Source organism: Xanthomonas sp. NCPPB 2922 (assembly GCF_041520885.1).
GTDB lineage: Bacteria > Pseudomonadota > Gammaproteobacteria > Xanthomonadales > Xanthomonadaceae > Xanthomonas > Xanthomonas campestris.
Genome location: NZ_JBGOFY010000001.1, coordinates 258735 through 281121 on the forward strand (window position 1 = coordinate 258735; position 22387 = coordinate 281121).

A 22387-nucleotide genomic window follows, 5' to 3' on the forward strand; every position below is an offset into this window, starting at 1 on the left:
TCCCCGATTGCAGGGAAGGCCGCATGGGCAGGGGACGCCGCGCATCCCCACGTCAGATTCCCCACTCCCGATTCACCGCTTCACATCAAACCGCGCATCGCCCACACACGCCTGCACATCGGCCACCGAGAGCGGATTGAAATCGCCCGGAATTGAGTGCTTCAAGCAGCCGGCGGCCAGGCCGAAGCGCACCGTGTCGTCCAGCGACCAGGCTTCGATCAGGCCGTGCAACACACCGGCTGCAAATGCATCGCCACCGCCAATGCGGTCGATGATCGGGGTGAGTTCTTCGGCCGGCGCAAACGCCACCGCGCCACTGCGCGGCACCAGCATTGCGCCCAGGCTGTGGTGGTCCACGTTGTGCGTGGTGCGCTGGGTGCAGGCCATCAGCTGCAGCTGCGGGAAGGCGGCAAATGCCTGCTGCGCGGCCGCTTCCACGCGTGCTTCCAGCGTGTCTTGCGGGAACTCGCCGCCCAGCACCACGCCGATGTCGCGGTAGTCGGCAAACACCACGTCCGCACACGCGAACAGCTCGTGCAGGATGCCGCGCGCATCGCCTTGCCAGCGCTGCCACAACTTGGGCCGGTAGTTGCCGTCGAACGACACCTTCACCCCGGCCGCGCGCGCGGCGCGGGCGGCGGCCAGCGTGGCCTGGGCCACATCGGCGCCCAACGCGGGGCTGACCCCGGACAGGTGCAGCCACTGCGCACCGTCAAGCAGGCGCGGCCAGTCGTAGGCATCGGCCGGCGCCAGCGCAAACGCCGAATCCGCACGGTCGTACACCACCTCGCTGGGCCGGTGGATCGCACCGGTGGTGAGGAAGTACAGCCCCATGCGGCCATCCACCCGCCGCACATGGCGGGTATCGACGGCGTGCCGGCGCAACTCGCCCAGCACCGCCGCGCCCAGCGGGTTGTCGGCCACCGTGCTCACCATTGCCACGTCATGGCCGAAGTGCGCCAGCGACACGCCCACGTTCGCCTCGGCGCCACCGCAGTGCACCTCCAGTCGCGGTTGCTGCAACAGCAGCTCGTGACCGGGCGCCCCCAGGCGCAGCAACAACTCACCAAAGCACAGGATGCGGGCACGACTCATACGGCAATTACCTCGGCTGTGTGGTGCGTCACGGGGTGGGGGATTCCGCGCGCGTTAGGATGACCATCGGTGTCATTCTAGCTGTCGCCTGACACGTCCGGCGATGACCATGATGCGACGCTCAGTGACGGCTTGCATCCCTTTGGGGCGAATTTGGTGACGTTTTCTGCTGCGCTGCAAGATGTTGCGGGGCGATTCAGCTGGTAACGTCGTTTTGACCAGCGGTGTCATTGCCGCTCACAACCAGACATTTCACATTGTTCATGGACCCTTGGGAGGGGAGGACATGCAATTTCGGACCACCAACCGGAAGACACCGGTTACCTTGCTGGCGCTGTCGATCGGCCTGGCACTGAGCGGCCACGTGGCCGCACAAGATGCAGCACAAACCCCTGCCGAGCCCGCCGTGGACCTGGACACCGTCACGGTGACCGGTTACCGCGCCAGCGTGGAAAAGGCCCTGGACATCAAGCGCGGCGAAGCCGGCGTGGTCGATGCCATTGTCGCGGAGGACATTGGCAAGTTCCCCGACCTCAACCTGGCCGAGTCGCTGCAGCGCATCCCCGGCGTGGTGATCACCCGTGAAGCCGGCGAAGGCCGCGCCATCTCGGTCCGCGGCCTGGGCCCGGAGTTCACCCGCGTGCGCATCAACGGCATGGAAGCGCTCACCACCGTAGGCGCCGGCGACCAGAGCGGCGGCACCAACCGCGGCCGTGGCTTCGACTTCAACGTGTTCGCCTCGGACCTGTTCTCGCAGCTGATCGCCCGCAAGACGGCCTCGGCCGATGTGGAAGAAGGCTCGCTGGGCGCCACCGTCGATCTGCGCACTGCGCGCCCGTTCGACTACAGCGGCTTCACCTTCGCCGCCAGCGGCCAGGCCGGCTACAACGCGATGGCCGAAAAGGCCAACCCGCGCGTTGCCGCGTTGATCTCCAACACCTGGGCCGACAATACCTTTGGCGCGTTGCTGTCGGTGGCCTACACCGAGCGCGAAGTGCTGGAAGAAGGCTCCAACACCGGCCGTTGGGCCAATGGGCCGAGCAACGGCGGCTTCAGCGCCACCTCGCCGTTTGCCGCGGCGCGTTCGGCCGACGTGTATCACCCGCGCTTCCCGCGCTACACCCAGCAGATCCACGACCAGCAGCGCCTGGGCGTCACCGGCTCGCTGCAGTGGAAGCCGTCCGACCGCACCACGCTGTCGCTGGACATGCTGTATTCCAAGATCGATGCCAAGCGCGATGAGCACTACATCGAAGCGATCTCCTTCAGCCGCGGCGGCAATGCGCGCCCGGTGCTGGTCGGCAAGCCGGCCACCGTTGTGCGCAACGGCGAGATCCGCAACAACGCCCTGGTGTATGGCGAATTCGACAACGTCGATATCCGTACCGAAAACCGCCACGACGAGTGGAACACCGAGTTCAAGCAGATCAGTTTCGACGTGGAGCACCGCTTCAGCGACGACTTCAGCATGAACGCGCGCATCGGCACCTCGCGCTCCGCGCACGAGAACCCGGTGCAGACCACCATCATCATGGACAAGTACGACGTCGACGGGTACAGCTACGACTACCGCGGCAACAACCGCGCGCCGGTGCTGAACTACGGCATCAACCCGACCGATCCCACCGGCTGGGAACTGGCAGAAATTCGCCTGCGTCCGCAGACCGTGGACAACGACTTCGATACCGGCCAGATCGACTTCAACTGGAACATCAGCCCCGGCTTCCGCCTCAAGGGCGGCGTGCTGGCCAAGAACTACACCTTCAGCACGGTGGAGTTGCGCCGCGCCAACGAATTGTCGGTGCCGACCTTCGCCAATGGCACGCGCATCGTGCCGGCCGATCTCACCGAACAGGCAGGGCTCAAGGGCATCAACGGCAGCCCCGCTGCGTGGGTCGTGCCCAACCTGGACGCCGTGGCCGACCAGTTCGGCATCTACAGCAACAGCGGCACCTTTGCTGTGGCCCCGCGCGTCAACAACAGCCGTAGCGTCGAAGAAAAAGACCGCGGCGTGTGGTTGATGGGCGAGTTCTCCACCGACCTGGGCTCGATTCCGTTCTCCGGTAACTTCGGCGTGCGTTACGTGCGCACCGAGCAGGAATCCACTGGCTATGCGTTGATCAACAACGCACCGGCGCTGACCACCGTGGGCCGCAAGTACAACAACACGCTGCCCTCGTTCAACCTGGTCGCCGAGCTGGCACCGGACCTGCTGCTGCGTCTTGGCGCGGCCAAGGTGATGTCGCGTCCCGGCCTGGGCAGCCTCACGCCCGGCGTGACCGTGGCAGTGGCCGGCGGTGCGCGCACCGTGGCCGGCGGCAACCCGGATCTGGACCCGATCGAAGCCACCAACGTCGACCTCGGCCTGGAGTGGTACTTCAACGAAGGCGCGATGGTCGGTGTGGGCCTGTTCTACAAGGACATCGAAAGCTTCATCCAGACCGCGCGCGAAGTGCGTCCGTACTCCAGCAGCGGCCTGCCGGCCTCTTTGCTGGAAGGCACCGGCGCCAGCGTCAATGACGACTTCGCCTTCAGCATCCCGCTCAATACCCCGGGCGGCGAATTGAAGGGCGTGGAAGCCAACTACGTGCAGCCGTTTACGTTCCTGCCGGGCAAGTGGGCCAACCTGGGCGTGCAGCTCAACTACACCTGGGTGGATTCGCAGATCCAGTACCTGGCCAGCAGTGGCGCACCGGTGATGAAGAACGACCTGCTCGGCCTGTCGCGCTCGTCGTGGAATGCCACGCTGTTCTACGAAGGCGACACCTTCGCAGGCCGCATCTCCGCCACCAACCGCGACGACTACCTCACCCAGGCACCGGGTGCGGAAGCCGGCTTCAACGTGGACGGTGTGCACGGCATGACCGGCACCACCATCCTCGATGCGTCGCTGCGCTACAAGATCAGCAAGCAGCTGGAACTGAGCCTGGAAGGCATCAACCTCACCAACGAAGCCTCCGACGAGTGGGTGTCGTCGCCGCGCACCGGCCAGCTGCCGCTGCAATACGGTGAAACCGGCCGCCAGTACCTGCTGGGCCTGCGCTACAAGTTCTGAGTGTTACCCGCCCGCTGCGCACACGCGCAGCGGGCCCCATTCCAAACGCTTGATCGCCGTGCATGCGCTGCCGAGACGCACGCATGCAACGCGGTGGGCGTGATGTTTCGTTCGACGCCGGTGGCCTAGGGGGGCTGAGCGCGTCATTGCACCCCAGTGCCCTGGAGAGAGCCGCATCATGCAAGCCCGTTCGTGCCGTCCTGCCCAAGAGGCGGGCGCCCGCCTGTCCGCCGCGCGTTTGTCGGTGGCCATCGTTCTGGCCTTGCACGGTGTCGGCGTTGCCGCGCAAACCGTGGGCCCGCCGGCCACCCCGGCCGATGCGGTGGACCTGGACCGCGTGCAGGTCAAGGCCACCTACCGTGAAAGCCTGCAGCAATCGCTGGACGCCAAGCGCTACAGCGTGGAGCAGGTGGATGCGATCTACGCCGAAGACATCGGCAAGTTTCCCGATCTGAATCTGGCCGAATCGATGCAGCGCATCGCCGGTGTGTCCATCGACCGCGAAGGCGGTGAGGGCAAGCAGATTTCGGTGCGCGGCCTGGGCTCGGATTTCACCCGCGTGCGCATCAACGGCCTGGAAGCATTGGCCACCGCCGGCAGCGGCAGCGATGGCGTCAACCGCAGCCGCGGGTTCGACTTCAATACCTTTGCCTCCGAACTCTTCAGCCGCGTCACCATCAGCAAGACCCAATCGGCGCAGACCGACGAAGGCTCGCTGGGCGCCACGGTGGATCTGCGCGGCTCGCGCCCGTTCGATTTCGACGGCTTCGAAGCGGCCGCCTCCACCCAGTACGGCTACAACGATCTCTCGCGCGAACAAGACCCGCGCTTTTCCGGCCTGATCAGCAACATCTGGGCCGATGGCCGCTTCGGCGCGCTGATGTCGGTGTCCTACAGCGAGCGGCATCTGCGCGAAGAAGGCTACAACCCGGTGCGCTGGGAGCACGGCAACTACCGCAACTCCAACCAGAGCACCGCCACCAACAACGGCACCTACGGCTTCTGCTCGCCGGTGGGCTACAACCCGCAGACCCCGCGCAACCCGTTGTCGAACGAAACGCGCGCCGGCGTGGGCTCGCAGGCCAACCAGGACCGCAACAACGGCTGGGGCAGCTACGGCATCAGCGCCACCACTTGCGGCACCGGCATCGCGCGCCCGGCCAATACACCTGAAAACATCCAGGCCTACGAAACGGCCACCGATGCGTGGATTCCACGCTACCCGCGCTACATCCGCACCGATCACGAGATCAAGCGCCTGGGCGTCACCGGCGCGCTGCAATTCAAGGTCAGCGACGACACCTTGCTCAACTTCGACATGCTGTATTCCAAGCTGGACAAGGACCAGCGCGAAGACTCGGTCGGCGCCAATCTGCACCGCACCGCCAACTTCGGCGGCAAGACCCAGATTGCAGTGCGCGAAGCGCAAGTGGATGAGCAAAACCGCCTGGTTTACGGCGTATTCGACAACGTCGACTACCGCACCGAATCCAGCAGCATCGAAGAATCCACCGAGTTCAAGCAATTCAGCCTGGACCTGCAGCACCGCTTCAACGACCAGGTGCGCATGACCGCGCTGGTCGGCCATTCCACCTCCGATTACGAGCGGCCGGTGTTCTCGCTGGTGAGCTTCGACAACACCAACCTGGACGGCTTCGTGCTGGACCGGCGCGGTGGTGGCGACTACCCGAGCATGACGTTCCCGTTCAACGCCGCCGACGCCAACAACTGGCAATGGCTGGGCTATGGCGCGGTACCGGTGAACAGCAATGGCACCGCGCGCGGCACCAACATCAGCGAGGTGCGGCTCAACCCGCAGTCGGTGAGCAACACCTTCGACACCGCCAAGGTGGATCTGGAATTCAACATCAGCCCCACCTTCACCTTCCGCACCGGGTTGGCCTACAAGGACTACGACATGGAGACGTCGGAGTCGCGGCACGTCTCCTACGGGCGCCTGGCGCAGGGCTTGCCGGCCGGCGTGGGCGTGGGTGATCTGAGCACCACGCTGGATGGCTTTGGCCGCAGCTTGAACGGCAACTTCCCCACCAGTTGGGTGATTCCGGATTTCCAGAAAGTCGCCGACCTGCTCAACATCAATTGCAACTGCGACACCGGCGTGCCGGGCGGCGATTACCGGCTGGCCGATGTCGGCCACTTCGGTTCGTCCAACAACAATTTCCAGGTCAACGAAAAGAGCCTGGGCACCTACCTGCAGCTGGACTTCAACACCGACCTGTGGGGCCGCGCACTGCGCGGCAACCTGGGCGTGCGCTATGTGCAGACGCAGATCGCCGCCAGCGGCTATGCGCCGTGCACGGCCACCGCCAGCGGTGCGATTTCGCCGGCGTGCGAATCGTTCTTCGGCGTGGCCAGCGCCACTGCCGCCGCCGGCGAGCGCTTGCTGGTGCCCACCACCGTCAACCACGACTACCGCGACATCCTGCCTTCGTTGAACCTCTCCTGGGATGTCAGTGATGAAGTGGTGCTGCGCTTCGGCGCGGCCAAGACCATGGCGCGGCCCACGCTGGCATACCTGTCGCCCAGCGTCAGCGGCGGCCCCACCCAGTTCTTCGATGACGGGCGCTTTTTCTCGATCAATCTTGGCAACCCTAAGCTCGACCCGTTCCGCTCCACCAACTACGACCTCAGCGCCGAATGGTATTTCCGCGAAGGCTCGCTGTTGTCGGCGGCGGTGTTCTACAAGGACATCGACAGCTACGTGCAGCGCACCCGCGTGCTCACCACCTGGGAGGCGATGGGTTACTCGCTGGATCTGCTGCCCGCCGGCTTCACGCCGGACACCATCTTCAATGTGCAGAGCTACTTCAACACGCCCGGCGGCCCGCTCAAGGGCTTCGAGCTGACCTACCAGCAGGCGTTCGATTTCCTGCCCGGCTTCTGGCGCAACTTCGGCATCCAGCTCAACTACACGCAGGTCGATTCCAAGATCAATTACCTGTTCAGCACCGCCGGCAACAGCAATACCAGCATCACCACCACCACCACCGAGCGCGACCTGCTCAACCTCTCGCCGCAGTCCTACAACGCCACCGTCTACTACGACGACGGCCGCTTCAGTGCGCGCGTGTCCACCAGTTACCGCGATGGCTACATCAACAACATCCTCGCCCAGGAAGACGTCTACGACCTCGATGGCCAGCGCCTGGCCACCGCCGATGTCACCGGCAAATACAGCGTGGAAAACGTCGATTTCAACATGTCCTACAAGATCAGCGACCACCTGTCGCTGACGTTCGAGGCCATCAACCTGCTTGATACCCCCGACCGTCGCTACGTCGATTCCGCACTGGAACTGCCCGACAAGTACACCGTCACCGGGCGCCAGTACTACGTCGGCGCGCGCTACAAGTTCTGACAGGAGCAACGTATGCAACCGCATCGCAGGATCGTGTTACGTACTCTCGCTGCCAGCGCATTGCTGGCCGGGCTGTCGCTCGGCAGCGGCGCCGCCATTGCCGCCGACCCGGTTTACACCGTGGCCAAGCAGGGCAGCGCCGGCTACCGCACCGTGCAGGCCGCCATCGACGCCGCCGTACAGGGCGGCAAACGCGCGCAGATCAACATCGGCGCCGGCACCTATCAGGAACTGATCGTGGTGCCGTCCAACGCACCGGCGCTCAAGCTCACCGGCGCTGGCGCCACCCAGACCATCATCACCTACGACAACTACGCCTCACGCATCAATCCGGCCACCGGTAAGGAGTACGGCACCTCCGGCTCGTCCAGCGTCATCATCGCCGGCAATGACTTCACCGCCCAGCAACTGAGCTTCGGCAACCACGCAGGCCCGGTGGGGCAGGCGGTGGCGGTGCGCGTGGATGGCGACCGCGCGGCGTTCCGCAATGTGCGTTTCCTCGGCTACCAGGACACGCTGTACCTGCGCGGCGCCAAGCTCTCGTATTTCCTCGACTGCTATGTCGAAGGCACCGTGGATTTCGTCTTCGGCGCCGGCACTGCCCTGTTCGAAAACGTGCAGCTGCATTCGCTGGGCGATGGCTATCTCACCGCTGCTTCCACGCCGCAGGAGAGCGCACGCGGCTTTGTGTTTCGCAATGCACGCATCACCGCCGCCAGCGGTGTCTCGCGCGTACACCTGGGGCGCCCATGGCGGCCGTATGCCAGCGTCAGCTTCATCAGCAGCCAGCTCGGCGCGCACATCGTGCCCGAGGGCTGGAACAACTGGGGCAACGCGGCCAACGAGGCCACCGCCCGCTACAGCGAATACCAGAACACCGGCGCCGGGGCCAACCCGTCGCGCCGCGTGAAATGGTCACGCCAGCTCACCGCCGCACAGGCCGCTGCGCTGGACCGCTCCACCGTGCTGGGCTCCTGGAGGCCGTTCTGATGAACCGTTCGCGCACGCTGCACCTGTCCACGCTCGCCTTCGCCGGCGCCCTGTTGCTCGCACCATTGGCGGCCATGGCCGACCACATCGCCGACAACATGCTGCTGCTGCAGACCGCCTCCGGTGGCTGGTCCAAGCAGTACAAGGGCGTGGCGGTGGACTACACCCGCACCTTCACCGCCGCCGAAATCGCCGAGCTCAAGCAACCCGGGCGCAAGGACGACGCCACCATCGACAACAAGGCGACCACGTATGAAATCACGTACCTGTCCACCGCCTTCAAGAACGAAAAGAACGCCACGTACCTGGCCGCCGCCAAGCGCGGCGTGGACTACCTGCTCAAGGCGCAATACGCCAACGGCGGCTGGCCGCAGTTCTACCCCGACCTGTCGTCTTACCACCACCAGATCACCTACAACGACGACGCCATGGTGCGCGTGCTCAACCTGTTGCAGGACATCGGCGAGGGCAAGGGCGACACCGGCGCGCAGCTGCGTGGCAGCCACGGCGCACGCGCGCAGCGGGCGGTGACCAAGGGCCTGGAATGCGTGCTGGCCACCCAGGTCAAGATCGGCGGCACGCTCACCATCTGGGGCGCGCAGTACGACGAAGTCACGCTCAAGCCGGCCAAGGCGCGTGCGTATGAGCTCGCTTCGCTGTCGTCCAGTGAGTCGGTGAGCATCGTGCGGTTCCTGATGCGTCAGCCCAGCCCGTCGGCCAAGATCAAGACCGCGGTGCAAGCGGCCGCCACCTGGTTCGACACCCACCGCATGCGCGATCTGGCCACCAAGAAGATCGACGACCCCACCCAGGAAACCGGCAAGGATGTGATCCTCGTCGCGCAACCGGGTGCGTCATTATGGGCGCGCTTCTACGACCTGCAGAATCAACGTCCGCTGTATGCCAACCGCGAAGGCGTTGCATTGACCGACTACATGAAAGTGCCCAACGAGCGCCGCGTCGGCTACGCCTGGCATGGCAACTGGCCGGACAAGTTGTTGAAGGAGGACGTGCCCAAGTGGCGCGCCGCCAATGGCCTGTAAGGTGGGCTGAGCAAGTGCGTCGCCGCCACCGCCGACCAGGCGGTGGCCGTTTTGCGTGGTGAACAGTACGTGGTGAACAGTACGAGGTGAGCGTGTCGAAGGTTTTGTTGGGAATGCTGTGCATGATCGCGCTGCCGCTGAGCGCGGCCACCCTCACCGCGCCGGAGCTGTTGTTCCGTGTCTCGGCCGACCGCAGCCTGGAGGCCGATGTTGCCCGCGGCGATGGCGTGCCCAACTTCCGCGACAAGATCGCGCTGGTGCCCACCGGCAAACGCGGTAACGCCATCGAATGGGCCGACGACGGCGTGCTGTCGTGGAATGCGCCCGGCAACCTCTACAGCCAGCGCGGCACGTTGAGCTTTTTCTGGCGCGCGCGCTACGCCGTTGGCGAAGCACCATTCGTGATCTTCCGTGTCGGCTACGCCGATCACACCAGCTGGGACATGGCCTGGCTGCGCATCGACTGGAACGGCCACGGCTTCGACGCCTTCGTCACCGACGCCAACCTCGCGCGCACCCGCGTCTCCTTCAAGCTCGACAAGAATCCCACTGCCAGCGACTGGACCCACATTGCGTTTGCCTGGGATGAAACCCGCGGCGTGCGCCTGTACGTGGATGGCAAGGAGGCCGCACGCGTCGACTGCGGCCAACCGTGCGCCAACGGCGGCGCGCTCGACTTCGACGCCGCGCTGGACCAGTTCGGCCTGGCCGGCCGCGTGATGTCGCCTCACCAGGTGCAGAGCCGCTACAACTTTTTGCGCGGCAGCGACTTCGACGAGATCCGCATCTACGACCGTATGCTCGATACCAGCGCCGCCGCCGCACTGGCGCGCCTGCAAGAGCCCACTACCGCCGAGCCCGCCACAAGCGACGCGCAACACGCCGCCTTCCTGCACCGCTTTGGCTGGGACAACGGCCACGCACCGCCACTGCTGGATGCACCGGTCACCCGCATCCGCAAGGTGGAGTTCGCCGATGCACGCGACCTCAAGCAATGGATGTGGAAGGCCACCGACGGCATCGCCGAAACCACCTGGCCCGGCGTCTACAACCGCTCGCGCCTGCCCGGCCGCAACGACTACTTCCAGCTGCCCGACTGGAACACCTATGTCGAAGGCGGCAAGGCGCTGGACCTCACCCTGCCGGATGAGCCGGTCAACCGCATCGAGCTGCGCGGCGCCGCCTATGGCCAGGCCAGCTACACCGCGCCCACCGCCACCGGTGCAACCAACGCGCAAGCGCAGCCGCTGTTCGACCGCAAGCAAGGCGTGGTGCGCAGCGTGGACCAGTTCGCCGAGCGCCGTGGTGGCACGCTGCGCTTTGCCAACACCGCGCAGGAAACCCCCATCCAGGAAATCTGGGCCTACAACGTGCAGCCGGGCGAGGTGCCCGCCGGCAGCGCGCAGCTCAGCTACACCGTGCGCAGCGACATCCAGCCCGACTACGACAACCTCGCCACGCTGCGCGATGTCATCGCCGGCCGTTACCCGCTGAGCGAGCGCCAGACCGTGGTTGCGCTGCCCACCAAGGCACCGGCCCGCAAGCGCCCCAGCGACAAGACTGCGGCCAGCAGCGCGCAGCACCCCATCGTGCACATCCTGGTGCCGTCCAGCCTGGGCGACCCGCCGCCAGACCAGCCGCTGATGCGCAGCTGGTCCTACGGCTGGGAAAACATGCACGACGGCCTCGATGGCATTGCCATCACGCTACCGGCGCTCAACCTGCCGGCCACCCATAACGGCAGCATCCCGCTCAACATCCGCATCAAGGACCCCATCTGGCCCGCACGCGACATGATCGATGTCTCGGTCGCGGTCGCCCCCGGCCAGGCCCGCACGTTGTGGCTGGACCTGCGCGACAGAATCCTGAGCAACGACAGCCTGATGCTCAGCATCGCCGCCGCCGCACCCGGCTTCGATGCCAACGCGCTCGACGGCACCCAGTTGCAGCTGGTGTTCAAACCACGCAACGAGGCCATCAAAGAACACGTCGCCGACCGCTTCAACCAGGTCAAAGACAACTGGGGTTTTCTGGTGGAAGAACACACCACCTCCAAGCGCCAGCTGCTCTACAAGCGCCTGGATGCCGACATCACCGACCTGCTGCGCGTCGACCCGGACCACGCCCTCGGCCGCCAGTACTGGAACGACATCAGCTACGCCAACCAGGGCACGCTGCCCGTGGACATGCCCAGCGTGCCCAAAGACGTGCCGGCCTGGGCGTTCTGGCAGCTGCAAGACCTCAACGCCACGCGCCGCTACATCCGCTGGTGGATCGAGCAGCGCCAGGTGCCCTACGGCGATTTCGGCGGCGGCATTTCCGACGACTCGGACCTGGTGCAGCAATGGCCCGGCGTCGCCCTGATGGGCGTGGACCCGGACATGCTCAACGCCTCCATGCTCGCGCTGTCCGATGCCAACTACCGCAACGGCATGTTCACCAATGGCCTGTCCACCATCGAAACCGACGAGCTGCATTCCTATGAAGAGGGCATCAACCTCAACAGCGCCCTGCTGTACCTCAACTGGGGCGACCCACGCACCGTCGAGCGCCTGATGCAAACGGTCAAAGCCTTCGACACCATCATCCAGGTCAACCCGCAAGGCCACCTGCTGTTTGCCAGCAACTGGTTCGGCGGCCGCAAGGTCTACCGCGAGCCCAACTGGCAATGGCAAAAACCGTACTCCCTCCCCATCGTGCACCCGGCCATCCTGCTGGGCGGCTATAACGCCGACCCCAACAGCCGCCGCATCGTCACCGGCCTGGCGGACGGCTACCTCGCCCACGCCTACACCAACGCCAAGGGCAACTGGGCCCTGCCCAACGAGATCAACTGGCAAACCGGCAAAACCCGCGGCGGCGAACTGTTCGAAGGCAGCGGCGGCGCCGACACCTTGCACACCTTCTGGGCCGCCTACCGCTTCACCGGCGATGCGCGCTATCTCAAGCCGATCGATTACCGCGTTGCCAACAGCGGCCCCAATGGCCTCTCGCTGCTCAACGAAAACTTTCTCGATGTCATGGGCAAGCGCAATGACTGGAGCGCCAAGCTCATCGATGCCGCAAACAAGGACGACGGCAGCGCTCCGGACTTCCCGCACCACGTGGCCTGGGAGCAGACCGGCAATCTGGATTATCTCGCCGCCATTTACCGCAGCGAGGCGCGGGAGAAACTGCAGAACCTCTACATGAACACCGAAGGCCACTGGTGGAGCGACCGCGTGGAGTCCCCCACGGTCAACCTGCAACGCGCCCGCTTAGGGGGCGTGGCCCTCAAGCGCAACCAGACCTACCCCGGCCACACCGTGAGCTGGCGCTTCAATGATCCAGAGGCCGCCACCCAAGTGGCCATCGCCATCCCCGCACCACAGCAAGACCGCTTCACCGTCATCGCCTACAACACCTCCGGTAAACCTCAGCGCGCCAGCATGACCGGCTGGAATGTCGCGCCTGGCCAATGGCGCATCACCCAGGGCGTGAGCAAAGGCAATGACGGCAAGCTCGACAGCAACGCCAAGACGCAAGAGGTCGCTTTCGAAAAAAGCGCGGCCATCGACATCGACTTCCCCGCAGGCCGCACCACCATCCTGCAGCTCGAACGCATCGCAGCCACCACCCCGGTCGAACTGCGCCCGGACCTGGGTATTGGTCATGGCGATGTGCGGGTGACTGCAGACGCCATCGAAGTGACCGTGCATAGCCTCGGCCATGCTGACGCGCCGGCCGGGTCTGTGGTGTTGGAGGATACGCGTGGCAAGGAGCTGGCAAGAGCCCCGTTCCCGGCACTCGCGGCACCACGCAATCTGCAGCCAATCACCACGCAGGTACGGCTGCCGCTAACCAACGCAGCAAATCTAAAAACCGCGCGCTTGCGTGTTGTTACCCAAAGCAACGTCCCGGAGATTACCGGACTCAACAATAATCTCGCTCTACCCGCGCCGGCCAAGCCGGCAACCGCAGAAAACAGCCAATAACCCGAGATACCAAGCCCTTCTCCCGCACGCGAGAAGGTGCCCGAAGGGCGGATGAGGGCAAAGCCACTAAATGCAGCAATCACCCGCGTAAGCGCATTGACGCAACCCAAAAACTCGGCGAGGATCAAGGCGCGCAGTATTAATGCAACCGCAAAGCCACACATTTCTTCAGGGGGAAGAAACAATGTTGAGCAAGGAGTACAGCATCGTTGCCCTGACTGTGGCCACACTGAGATTGTTTGCTGCATCCGCGCACGGGCGCGTAAATTTATTAGCCAACTACACACTCTTCTAATCTCATAAAGGCAGCGAGCTAGGAAAGTAAAAAATCTAGTTACTATGGTTTTGCTTATTCTCACTGAGCGACAAAGCGCGGCACCCGGTGCAGTTAATAATCCGCTGGTGATTGCTTGCCTTATTTTCTTTAAAATAATCGAATATCACAAAGGGAAATCCATGGCAGGGGCTCACAAAATTACACCTTCAAACCCGCGCCTCTCGTCGCTTCTCACAGACGTGGCGAGGGGGAACATAAAGATTCCCGTGTTCCAGCGTGAGTACGTCTGGGATGACGAGCAAATCATGAGCCTGCTTGATTCAATTTACCGTGGTTTCCCAGTTGGTTCGCTACTACTTTGGTCCACCAAAGAGGCGCTCGAGCATGAGCGCAATCTGGGAGGCTTCGAGTTGCCGAAGACGGCAGAGGACTTCCCAGTCAACTATGTACTCGACGGCCAACAGCGCCTGACTACCCTTTACGGCGTTTTCAACTCCGACACCGAAACGTCCGATCCAGAACTGGCCGACCGGTTCAGCGTGTGCTTTGTGCCTTCGACTGAAGAGTTCATCCACTACGCTGAGGCTGATCCACAATCTTCAATTAACCTTCGTGTCATTCTCGACACGACCAAGCTCCTTCCTGCTATAGCGCGCTTCGACGACGACATGAAAACAGTCATCGCAAACCTCACTGAGCGCTTCAAGGACTATGAGTTTCCTGTCGTGACTATCAGGGATCGCACCAACCAAGAGGTCTGCCGCGTCTTTCAGCGCATCAATTCTTCGGGGACCAGCCTCAGCACTCTCGAGCTGCTTGCAGCTTGGACGTGGTCAGATCAGTTTGATCTTCGGAAGGAAATAGAGGGAGTTCTCGATAAGCTCGCGGATAAAGGATATGACCAGCTTGATCAGGGCTTGCTCATGCGCAGCCTTGCGGCTGTGGTACTAGACAGCATCGACGCCGATGCCTTAGTTGACACGCCGCCACAGAACCTGATCGATGGCATGTTGCGTTTGAAGCAGGCGATCTATGCAACCGTGGATTTTTTAGAGAAAGAGCTGCATATCAAGAACGTGGTCTTCATCCCTTTTCCGATCATGTTCGTTCCTCTAGTTAAGTTCTTTTCCCTGACACTTAAACCTAGCGCAGCCCAACTTGCGGGCCTAAAGCGCTGGTTCTGGTTTGTTGCTTTCACCCAGCGCTACAAAGCCGGCACCAACGTCGCTGTCATGGAAGATATCCGAGCGATGCACGCTTTAGCGAGCGGTGGGACGATATTTGATGCGATTGAAGCCGAGATTCCTGCGAACTTCTTCATGAAGACGTGGCGTATCAATTCGACCGCTGCTAAGGCTACGATTTGTCTACTCGCGCAGTACGCACCGCGCAGCTTCCTTTCGAACAGCCTGGTGGACCTGAGCACAGCTATGTCTGCTTACAACGCGCGCGAGTTCCATCACGTTTATCCCAAAGCATTCCTAAACTCTCAAGGAATAAAGCTCAACGAATCCAACATCATCGCCAACGTTTGCTTTCTAAATCAGGCGGATAACCGCGCGATCAGCGATTCGTCACCTGCGGACTACATGCCTAAAATAGATGTCGCCCTTCGTGCTTCTATTGCTGCCTCGTCACTGCTTCCGGTTGCCGCGTTGGACGGTTCAATGAACTACGCTGACTTCATCCAGGCGCGTGCAGAGATGTTGGCGGTAGCCGCACGAAAGCTCGTCAAGACCGCGGCAATCTGAGGAGGAGAAACGTGGCAGGTTGGGAAGGTTCATTAAGCGCCTCGCCTGGCCTCAATTTCCTCGAAGAATAGGGTCAGGTCCACTTAAAAAGTCAACCTGACCCCGTCCCCTCGCGATCTTTGTATCCAGTTGAAACGCAACATATCATGCGAAGAATAATGAGCAACATGGTGAAGAATGGACAACTCGAACGTGTGGATGGAACCGTGCGCGGCGGCATAAAGTACAAAAAGCCTGCGCAGTGAGGAACCGGGAAGAACGGGGTCAGGTTCACTTAAGAAGTCAACCTGACCCCGTCTAGTCTACTGTATTACGAATCGTTCGAGCTAAATTGCTGCATAGCTCGGATTTAACTCCAGATTTATATGGCATATTGTTGATCTTGGAGGTTCAGCTAATCTCATGTCTTTCACTGACAGAGCCCGCGAAGAGTTTGCACGGTCCCCCGTCACTCTGGCAGCCACGGTTGGGGGCGTTCTTATCAGTGCGCTTGCGCTTCTCGTTGCTTGGCTGCAATACGCAGGCCAGCCCCAGGGTGCGCCAACGCCCCAACTAAGGGGCGCGGAGGTGCGGCTTCATGTTTCAAACTTATTGATGGTAGTCGCGTTCTTCTTCGGGGCAACATTCTCATTTGCATCCATTGTCAGGCTGCTCGCTCGCCTGCATGGGTTTGCCGCGGTTGTGCTATCCATACCTGCCGCAGTTCTGGCAAGCTTCTGCACCATGGTCATGCTCCGCCTCTTGCCTCCGCGACAACTTGATGGCCATGCTTTAACTGTTGCGGAAGATATGGCTTTCTACGGCACAGCCTTTATCTTCATTGCGCTGAATGGGCGGCCCGTTCTCGAAACTATCGCCAGCTCTGGGGCCGAGGCAAAATCTGATATGACAATCGGAGGTGTACTATTTGGAGCGGGAATCATTCTTTTAGTCTGGGGGAAGTTTGTTTCCGCCGGCCTTACAAAGCTGGTGCAGATTTTCCTCTTATGATAGGCGGTGCGCCTTTTAAATTTCATCCGACTCGAGCGCTCAGCGAAAAATCGTCGCAAGCATTACAGATGAGCATGCGTTTCGCGGCGCGTTGCCGCTGCGTGCCGGTCAACTCCGGCGTTAGGTTGCTTACCAAATGAAACGCAAGCGGATACAAGATGAGGTGCAAGCGCGAGTACTCCTTCGCTCGCGTAGGCGTTGTTGCATTTGCTTCGGCTTGAATCGAGATACTTCAATAAAGCAAGGACAGATTGCGCACTTGGATAAGGACTCAAGCAACAACTTCGATGACAACTTGGTGTTCCTTTGTTTGGCCTGCCATGACCGCTATGACAGCACGACCAGCCAGAGCAAGAACTTAACAATGAGGGAGGTGAAGGAGTTCCGATCTGAGCTGGATGCTTCTATAGGTGCGGCATTTGCGGCTGACGTGCGCTTTGGCGACGCTGCTCCAGCAGCAGCGTCTGGCGTGAATGGTCAATACATTCGTATAGACAGTGACTCCAGTAGCGCTGAGTTAACTGTTCGTATGTTGCCAAACGGTGATATCCGGGTAATAGGTGAGGCTCTGTGGGGTACGAATTGTGAATATGGTCCCAACATTGGTACCCTGGACTTCTTGGCAGCGTTTGACGGAAAGCTCGCGGTATTTGAGGACTACTCTATCCGAGATGACCAGCCGTACAGTGCTAAGCTAATTTTTGAAAATGGATCGATCGCCGTGGAGGAGCAGAATCAACTTGGGTACTTCGGCATGAACGTGTCCTTCGCCGGTACATACGCCAAAGCAACCTAAAATGCTAATTAAAGGAAGAACGGGGTCAGGTTCACTTAAAAGTCCACCTGACCGCCTCTCCTGATTATCACCTGGAGACTAGCGCATGCCCAAGCAAGTGAAAGGTCTTTCAATCTACCGAAGCACAATCGGACGACTGCCACAGTTTCGCCTGCTCAGCGCTCCGCTAACTGATGACCAAGCGGCGCTGCTGGGATTTGGCGATATTCCGCCCGCGGGTGGATCCATTGTGCCCAGCGCCGACGGGCCGGCTACGCTCTTTAATGCCCGCGGAAAAGAGATCGTCAGGAAAGACCTTCCTATGATCAGTAAGTCTCGAACGATCAACACCTCATGGAAAGACTGGCACGGGCGGACCCATCACGGCACACAGACGAGATCGTATGACACTTATCCCAGGGAATATATCGATCCACCTGGCGAATTCCTGACGGCAGTACAGACTGTTGGCGGTATCGCAATGGCCACAAGGGTCATCGACCGGACCGAGCCAGAAGATCGCATCGCCAATCTCCTCAATATCTACTTAGAATGCTTCCCGCACTTTGAAATCGTTGATCCAACCCTGGCAGTGCCGGTCAGGGTCCAAAAGATCAACTGGCGCATTCTTCCCCCTGGAGCCTTCCCATTCGATAGAGCGATTCTAGTCTTGGAGGGCTACCTAGCGCGGCTATCGGAAAGCGGCCGCGAAACTGCAACAAATCGCATCCGGACTATCACTCGGCACGAGCCCGACTTCATGGCCGTGGGGCTAGGTGGGTTTAGCGAGTACATCGTCTTCGGATTCACACGCAGGCGCCGATATGTCTTCGAGAGTCCGGAGTCAGGCAACGCGACCTACATTTTTAGGAACGAGTGGGAGGCGGTTTCCCAACTGACCAAACGCGAGATCCTTCAAGAACAGCTGCAAGAGACGCGGATCATTCACACTTCGCGCTGGGCTGTAGAGGTGTCAGAGGCTATCCAACGGCATTGAGGCTTTCAAACGAAGTTTCGAGGAAGAACGAACTGGAAACGGGGTCAGGTTCACTTCTTTGGATAAGTCCGCTAGATAAAGGTTCGGGGTATCTTCCGCGCGCCGCATCGGTAGGGCGGGTTTTTCGGATTCTTATCGGCGCTATGCCACCCAAAGCAGTTGACATCCCAACAAACCCGCAGCGATCTCTACCACAAGGAGCGTAGAAACTCCTCAGAGAGCGGTACCCACCTCCGTCAAACTGGTGGGTTTTTTGTGCCTGCAGATTCTGTGGGTGCAACCGACGCGATGCCTGCGTCGGGAGGGCGGCTAATACAACACCCTTCGGGGAAATACGCCCGCCGGCTCTCTGCGGTTTCTAACCTCCCGACATCCCGTCGCCATCCGGCGGCGGGGCCTGTTCGTCAAGGAGGGCTTTGCCATGCTTCGATCCACGTCCCGTCCCAAGCCAGCGCGCAAGCGCGCCACGGTACCGCCGCCCACCGAGATCGTCTGGCGCTCGCTCGATCCCTCGATCAAGCCACGGCCCTACGTCGAGCGCACCCCCATCCCCCAACCCCGCACCGAAGCCCGCCCCCCACGCCCCGGGCACCCGCGTGCCCCGCACCACTGCACCGTCGGCTACGGCTACTACCCCGCCAGCGACCAACGCATCCCCACGCTGCGCCTACGCGGCCGCTGGCTGGAACAACTGGGCTTCACCATCGGCAGCAAGCTCTACATCCGCCTGCGCGATGGCGAGCTGGTCGTCAGCGTGGCACCTACGGACTAACCAGGTGCGCCGCGCACGCGCAGCACGCACCCGCACGCCCCGCGCCGAGCGCAACGCGCCAATCGCCACACCGTGCGCGCTCACTGCTCACCGAGCAGAGGAGGGACACAAATGGAGCACCCCGCCGTCGTCTTGCATCTCACGCTGGACCAACGCGACCAACTCGACCGCCTGCTACGCACCCTCATCGCTCATGGCGACGTCATCGCCATTAGCAAACTGGAGTGCCTGGAGGCGCAGACGCTGCCAACGTTGGGACAAGCCATCTTCGATGCCGCCCATGCTGTGCGCGAGATGCTTGAGCAGCGGGTGGAGCAAAGGCGAGGCGAGCCACAATGAAAACAGGTTTTGTTACAGAAGTTAATTTGATGCCGGCGTTAACCAAGATTTTCATACGCCAGTTCGCGCCCTTGAAGAGGTTTCTCGAGTAATCCACAGCTACTCTGCTCGTTGCTCTAGAATCGCTTGGCAAAGTGATAAGCCGAAATGCACAACGTAACCGCATCCACGATGGAAGCCGCCATGAACGACCAGAGTGCAATTGCCGTTACGATTCCAAGCGTTTCCCACAAGGGTGAGTTCTTTGTTCTCGAGCCGAGTCTCTGGGGCAATGGGAAGGTGCCAGGCATAGAGATTGCGAACGAGAAAAAACTTAGGCTCCTTGGAAGCTTCATCGTTGAGCCGCCCAATGGCGATCCAGGGCAGTATCCGGAAAAACCCCATTTGATCCATGTACCAGCGTTGGGTGGCATGCCCCGCGATTTTGAAAACCTGTTCGGCATCTGGATCGTTTCAGAAGCACTGAAGCAGTTGTTCGAATCCATTGACCCGAAAGGTTTCGCGTTCGCGGCTTGTGACTTCACGCTCGCCGATGGCTCACCTGGGCCTCAGCACTATTTGTGCGAGGTGGTGCGCTCACTCGACGCGCTCGATGAGGATGCGTCACGGGTCAAGATCAAGTATGAGCGAGATCATCAAACCGAAGAGGATCTCAAGTTCTACAGCGCATCGGGCGGTGCCAGCCTAGTCTTCAAGGAGAACCAAGAACGGGGTCAGATTCACTTACGCGTCAGCTCCCGTTCCATGTCTAGAGCAAGGGGCTGCAAACCGTTTGATGATGGTAGGTGCGCCGCGTCATCGCCTCAAAGCGACGGAACGGGGCCGCGCTGTTGTTGCTCCTGTGAGCGCTGCTGTTCCATCGCCATCTCTTGCGTGCGCTCGTGCGCTAAGCGCTGGTTGACAGATTCCAGTAGCGTAAAGCTCTCTTGAACGGGCCGCTGCGCGGCGTCGGCCGTTGGCATATGGGCGCGCAGCATGGCCGGATCCTTTGGATCGCCTTGCACTAAAAACAGGGTCTGCGCAGCGGGCGAGTCTTTGGTCTTTTCGCTGAGCAGCACGTGGTCCACCCGGGTTAGTCCGTTGTCTTTTGCTAACGTCAGTAGACTCGCTGTCATCCGTTCACTGGTAGCGTCGAACGTGCGGCCGTTGGCGGCGTCCAGCTGCTCCACTTTGCTTCGGATCTGCTGATGCATGGCATGGTCCGGGTGCCCCGCTTCTGCAGGGGTCAATGTGCGGCTTGGCTCATTCGGTGTCGCAAGATTGGGAGAGCTAACGCCGCGTGCGCCAGTGTCCTTGAGCTGGATCATGCCATAGCCGTCCTTGCCAAGGTCAACGATGTTGAAGGTCTTCGCAGACCCGAGGTCCAGCCCGTTGCGCTCCAGCTGTCTTGGGTCCAGGCCCAAGGATTTGAGATCGATGCGCACTTCCGGAGGCTGGCGGTCATGCGCCAGATGCGCGTAGCTCTGCGCGATGTGGTTGATCGGGTTGACGCCATAGTAATTCCGGTAATCTGAGTCGCCATGAGGGCCCAGCGTGCCGCGACCGTCGTAGAAGCACTGTTCCACCGACTTTGTCAGCGCATCATTACGTGAGAACGGGCGCGTCGTTAGCTCTTCATATGTCAATCCATTGGCAAACTGCGGTGGAGCAACCCCTCTATCCACACAACGCGTGGTCGAGCGCTGGAGTAGCCGAAGCTCGACCATTCCATCAGGCATCCCGGGGTTCTGATGCTTGATGCGGTCGTGGAGCGCACGCATGCCTGAAATCTCTGAGAGCGCCTCATCCTGCCGAGTGCTATCCAGATAGACGCGTGTTGGGCCGGTAAGGTCGACCTGACCTTCGCGATTCTCGTGCGCCTCCTGCAGCCGGCTGCTCATTGTCTTTGCGAACTCGGCCAGTGCTTGAGCCCGGTGCTCTGCCAGCACACCATGCATTGTTTCATGCCCGAGTACTTCGGTGATGTAGTCAATCCGCTGCGCGCCCGTGAAGTCGCTGAACGCTGCTGCACTGATGTTGAGCGTGCCTGCGCTTCCGTTTTTGCCATCTTGGAAATGACCGCCGTTGTTCTGGCCATGCGAGACAGCGATCGATCCGATATGCCCCTCCTCTATCGCATTACCAAGCAAATTCGATAGGTAGGGAGATTCTGATAGCGCTTGACGAATACTGGACTCGGCCTCTTTTGGAAGGCGCGGATCGTTTGCCATGCGTCCCAGCAGAGGTTCGATTCTTGGATCAACAGGTATCATGCCTTGCCCCCATCGATCTGCATGCCGTAAGCGCATTCGCGCGAACCACTGTCCTGACTAGTTCGGTAGATCAGCAATGCGACGGAGAAGCCTTGCGTTTCATTGTTGAGTGGGCGCCAATGCTGGCGCAGCCATCCTCCCTGGAAAGGCCTTTGCCCACTACGCTTGTAACCCAGTTCCTCCAGTTTATGTGACAGCGTTTCTGCATCCCAAACACAACGTGAAGTGGGTATACGCGTTGGGTCGATACGTTCGGGTAGACCGACGGCGACTTCCATACTTGAGAAAATTTCCTCTGCGGGTACGTGGGTTGCGTAAAAGGTGTACCCGTCACTCAGGGAAACATTTTTCATGATGTAAAAAGGATGCAGAGAGTTCGAGGTGTCTCCGAACTTTGTGCCCAGCGCCGCCTCCAGCCGCATGTAATTCATGTCGGCCGGTGACTTGAATCCATCGACAAAACTCAGCAACCTGGCTTCCAGCTCTTGAGAGCTAATGCTAGCCTTTGGCTCCGAGCGATCACTTGCAATCGCATCCTGAGCAATGACTGGTACTGATGCAGATGACGTAGTGAAATCGCTTTTTTTTGGATCTGCGCACGCGCCCTGAAGTCCAGCCGCAAGGAGCAGCAACAATAGGGAAAAAAATCTCCTTCCTGTTCTCTTCTGCTTGGTATTCATAGGCTCTGCTCTTCGATG

General features: G+C 61.1%; 14 protein-coding genes and 1 pseudogene. 12 read left to right on the top strand and 3 right to left on the bottom strand.

The annotated features are described in order from the left end of the window. Positions 1-72: 72 nt before the first annotated feature. Entirely contained in the window at positions 73-1095 is a 1023-nt protein-coding gene (locus tag ACD584_RS01090) for a sugar kinase (RefSeq protein WP_076037522.1), read from the bottom strand. Between the two features lie 286 nt (positions 1096-1381). On the opposite strand from ACD584_RS01090, the gene ACD584_RS01095 reads away from it, so the two are divergent. The 12 genes and pseudogenes from ACD584_RS01095 to ACD584_RS01150 all read left to right on the top strand — a co-directional run. Next, on the top strand, positions 1382-4150 hold the full coding sequence (locus tag ACD584_RS01095) for a TonB-dependent receptor (protein WP_019237087.1): 2769 nt from the start codon (positions 1382-1384) through the stop codon (positions 4148-4150). 178 nt (positions 4151-4328) lie between these two features. Next, the gene (locus tag ACD584_RS01100; protein ID WP_116923866.1) at positions 4329-7529 is read left to right on the top strand and encodes a TonB-dependent receptor; all 3201 of its coding nucleotides are present in this window, start codon (positions 4329-4331) and stop codon (positions 7527-7529) included. A gap of 12 nt (positions 7530-7541) precedes the next feature. Then, positions 7542-8519: a pectinesterase family protein gene (locus tag ACD584_RS01105; RefSeq protein ID WP_076037520.1), complete on the top strand. Its 978-nt coding sequence runs from the start codon at positions 7542-7544 to the stop codon at positions 8517-8519. Continuing rightward, complete coding sequence (pelA, locus tag ACD584_RS01110; RefSeq protein ID WP_076037519.1) at positions 8519-9562, top strand: pectate lyase; 1044 nt, start codon at positions 8519-8521, stop codon at positions 9560-9562. Before ACD584_RS01105 ends, pelA begins: the two co-directional genes overlap by 1 nt. Positions 9563-9675: 113 nt before the next feature. Beyond that, a complete protein-coding gene (locus ACD584_RS01115) occupies positions 9676-13536 on the top strand; it encodes a LamG-like jellyroll fold domain-containing protein (protein WP_175611888.1) in 3861 nt (1286 codons plus the stop codon). A 339-nt stretch (positions 13537-13875) separates the two neighbouring features. After that, positions 13876-15564: a DUF262 domain-containing protein gene (locus ACD584_RS01120; protein ID WP_217694200.1), complete on the top strand. Its 1689-nt coding sequence runs from the start codon at positions 13876-13878 to the stop codon at positions 15562-15564. A 402-nt stretch (positions 15565-15966) separates the two neighbouring features. Next, a complete protein-coding gene (locus ACD584_RS01125; protein WP_139328406.1) occupies positions 15967-16554 on the top strand; it encodes a hypothetical protein in 588 nt (195 codons plus the stop codon). Between the two features lie 259 nt (positions 16555-16813). After that, positions 16814-17350: a hypothetical protein gene (locus ACD584_RS01130; RefSeq protein WP_081391605.1), complete on the top strand. Its 537-nt coding sequence runs from the start codon at positions 16814-16816 to the stop codon at positions 17348-17350. A gap of 85 nt (positions 17351-17435) precedes the next feature. Next, a complete protein-coding gene (locus ACD584_RS01135) occupies positions 17436-18326 on the top strand; it encodes a hypothetical protein (protein ID WP_076037514.1) in 891 nt (296 codons plus the stop codon). 421 nt (positions 18327-18747) lie between these two features. Continuing rightward, entirely contained in the window at positions 18748-19098 is a 351-nt protein-coding gene (locus ACD584_RS01140; RefSeq protein WP_076037513.1) for a SymE family type I addiction module toxin, read from the top strand. A gap of 111 nt (positions 19099-19209) precedes the next feature. Continuing rightward, positions 19210-19437, top strand: coding sequence for a hypothetical protein (locus ACD584_RS01145; protein WP_076037512.1), 228 nt, complete (start codon positions 19210-19212; stop codon positions 19435-19437). Positions 19438-19620: 183 nt separating this feature from the next. Beyond that, positions 19621-20133, top strand: a pseudogene (locus tag ACD584_RS01150) (imm11 family protein); the annotation flags it as partial. Positions 20134-20240: 107 nt separating this feature from the next. On the opposite strand, the gene ACD584_RS01155 reads toward ACD584_RS01150, so the two are convergent. Continuing rightward, positions 20241-21689 carry an XVIPCD domain-containing protein gene (locus ACD584_RS01155; RefSeq protein WP_076037510.1) on the bottom strand — a complete coding sequence of 483 codons (1449 nt, stop codon included), beginning with the start codon at positions 21687-21689 and terminating at the stop codon, positions 20241-20243. Beyond that, complete coding sequence (locus tag ACD584_RS01160) at positions 21686-22369, bottom strand: hypothetical protein (RefSeq protein ID WP_228437947.1); 684 nt, start codon at positions 22367-22369, stop codon at positions 21686-21688. The genes ACD584_RS01155 and ACD584_RS01160 overlap by 4 nt, the downstream gene beginning before the upstream one ends. Between the last annotated feature and the right edge of the window lie 18 nt (positions 22370-22387).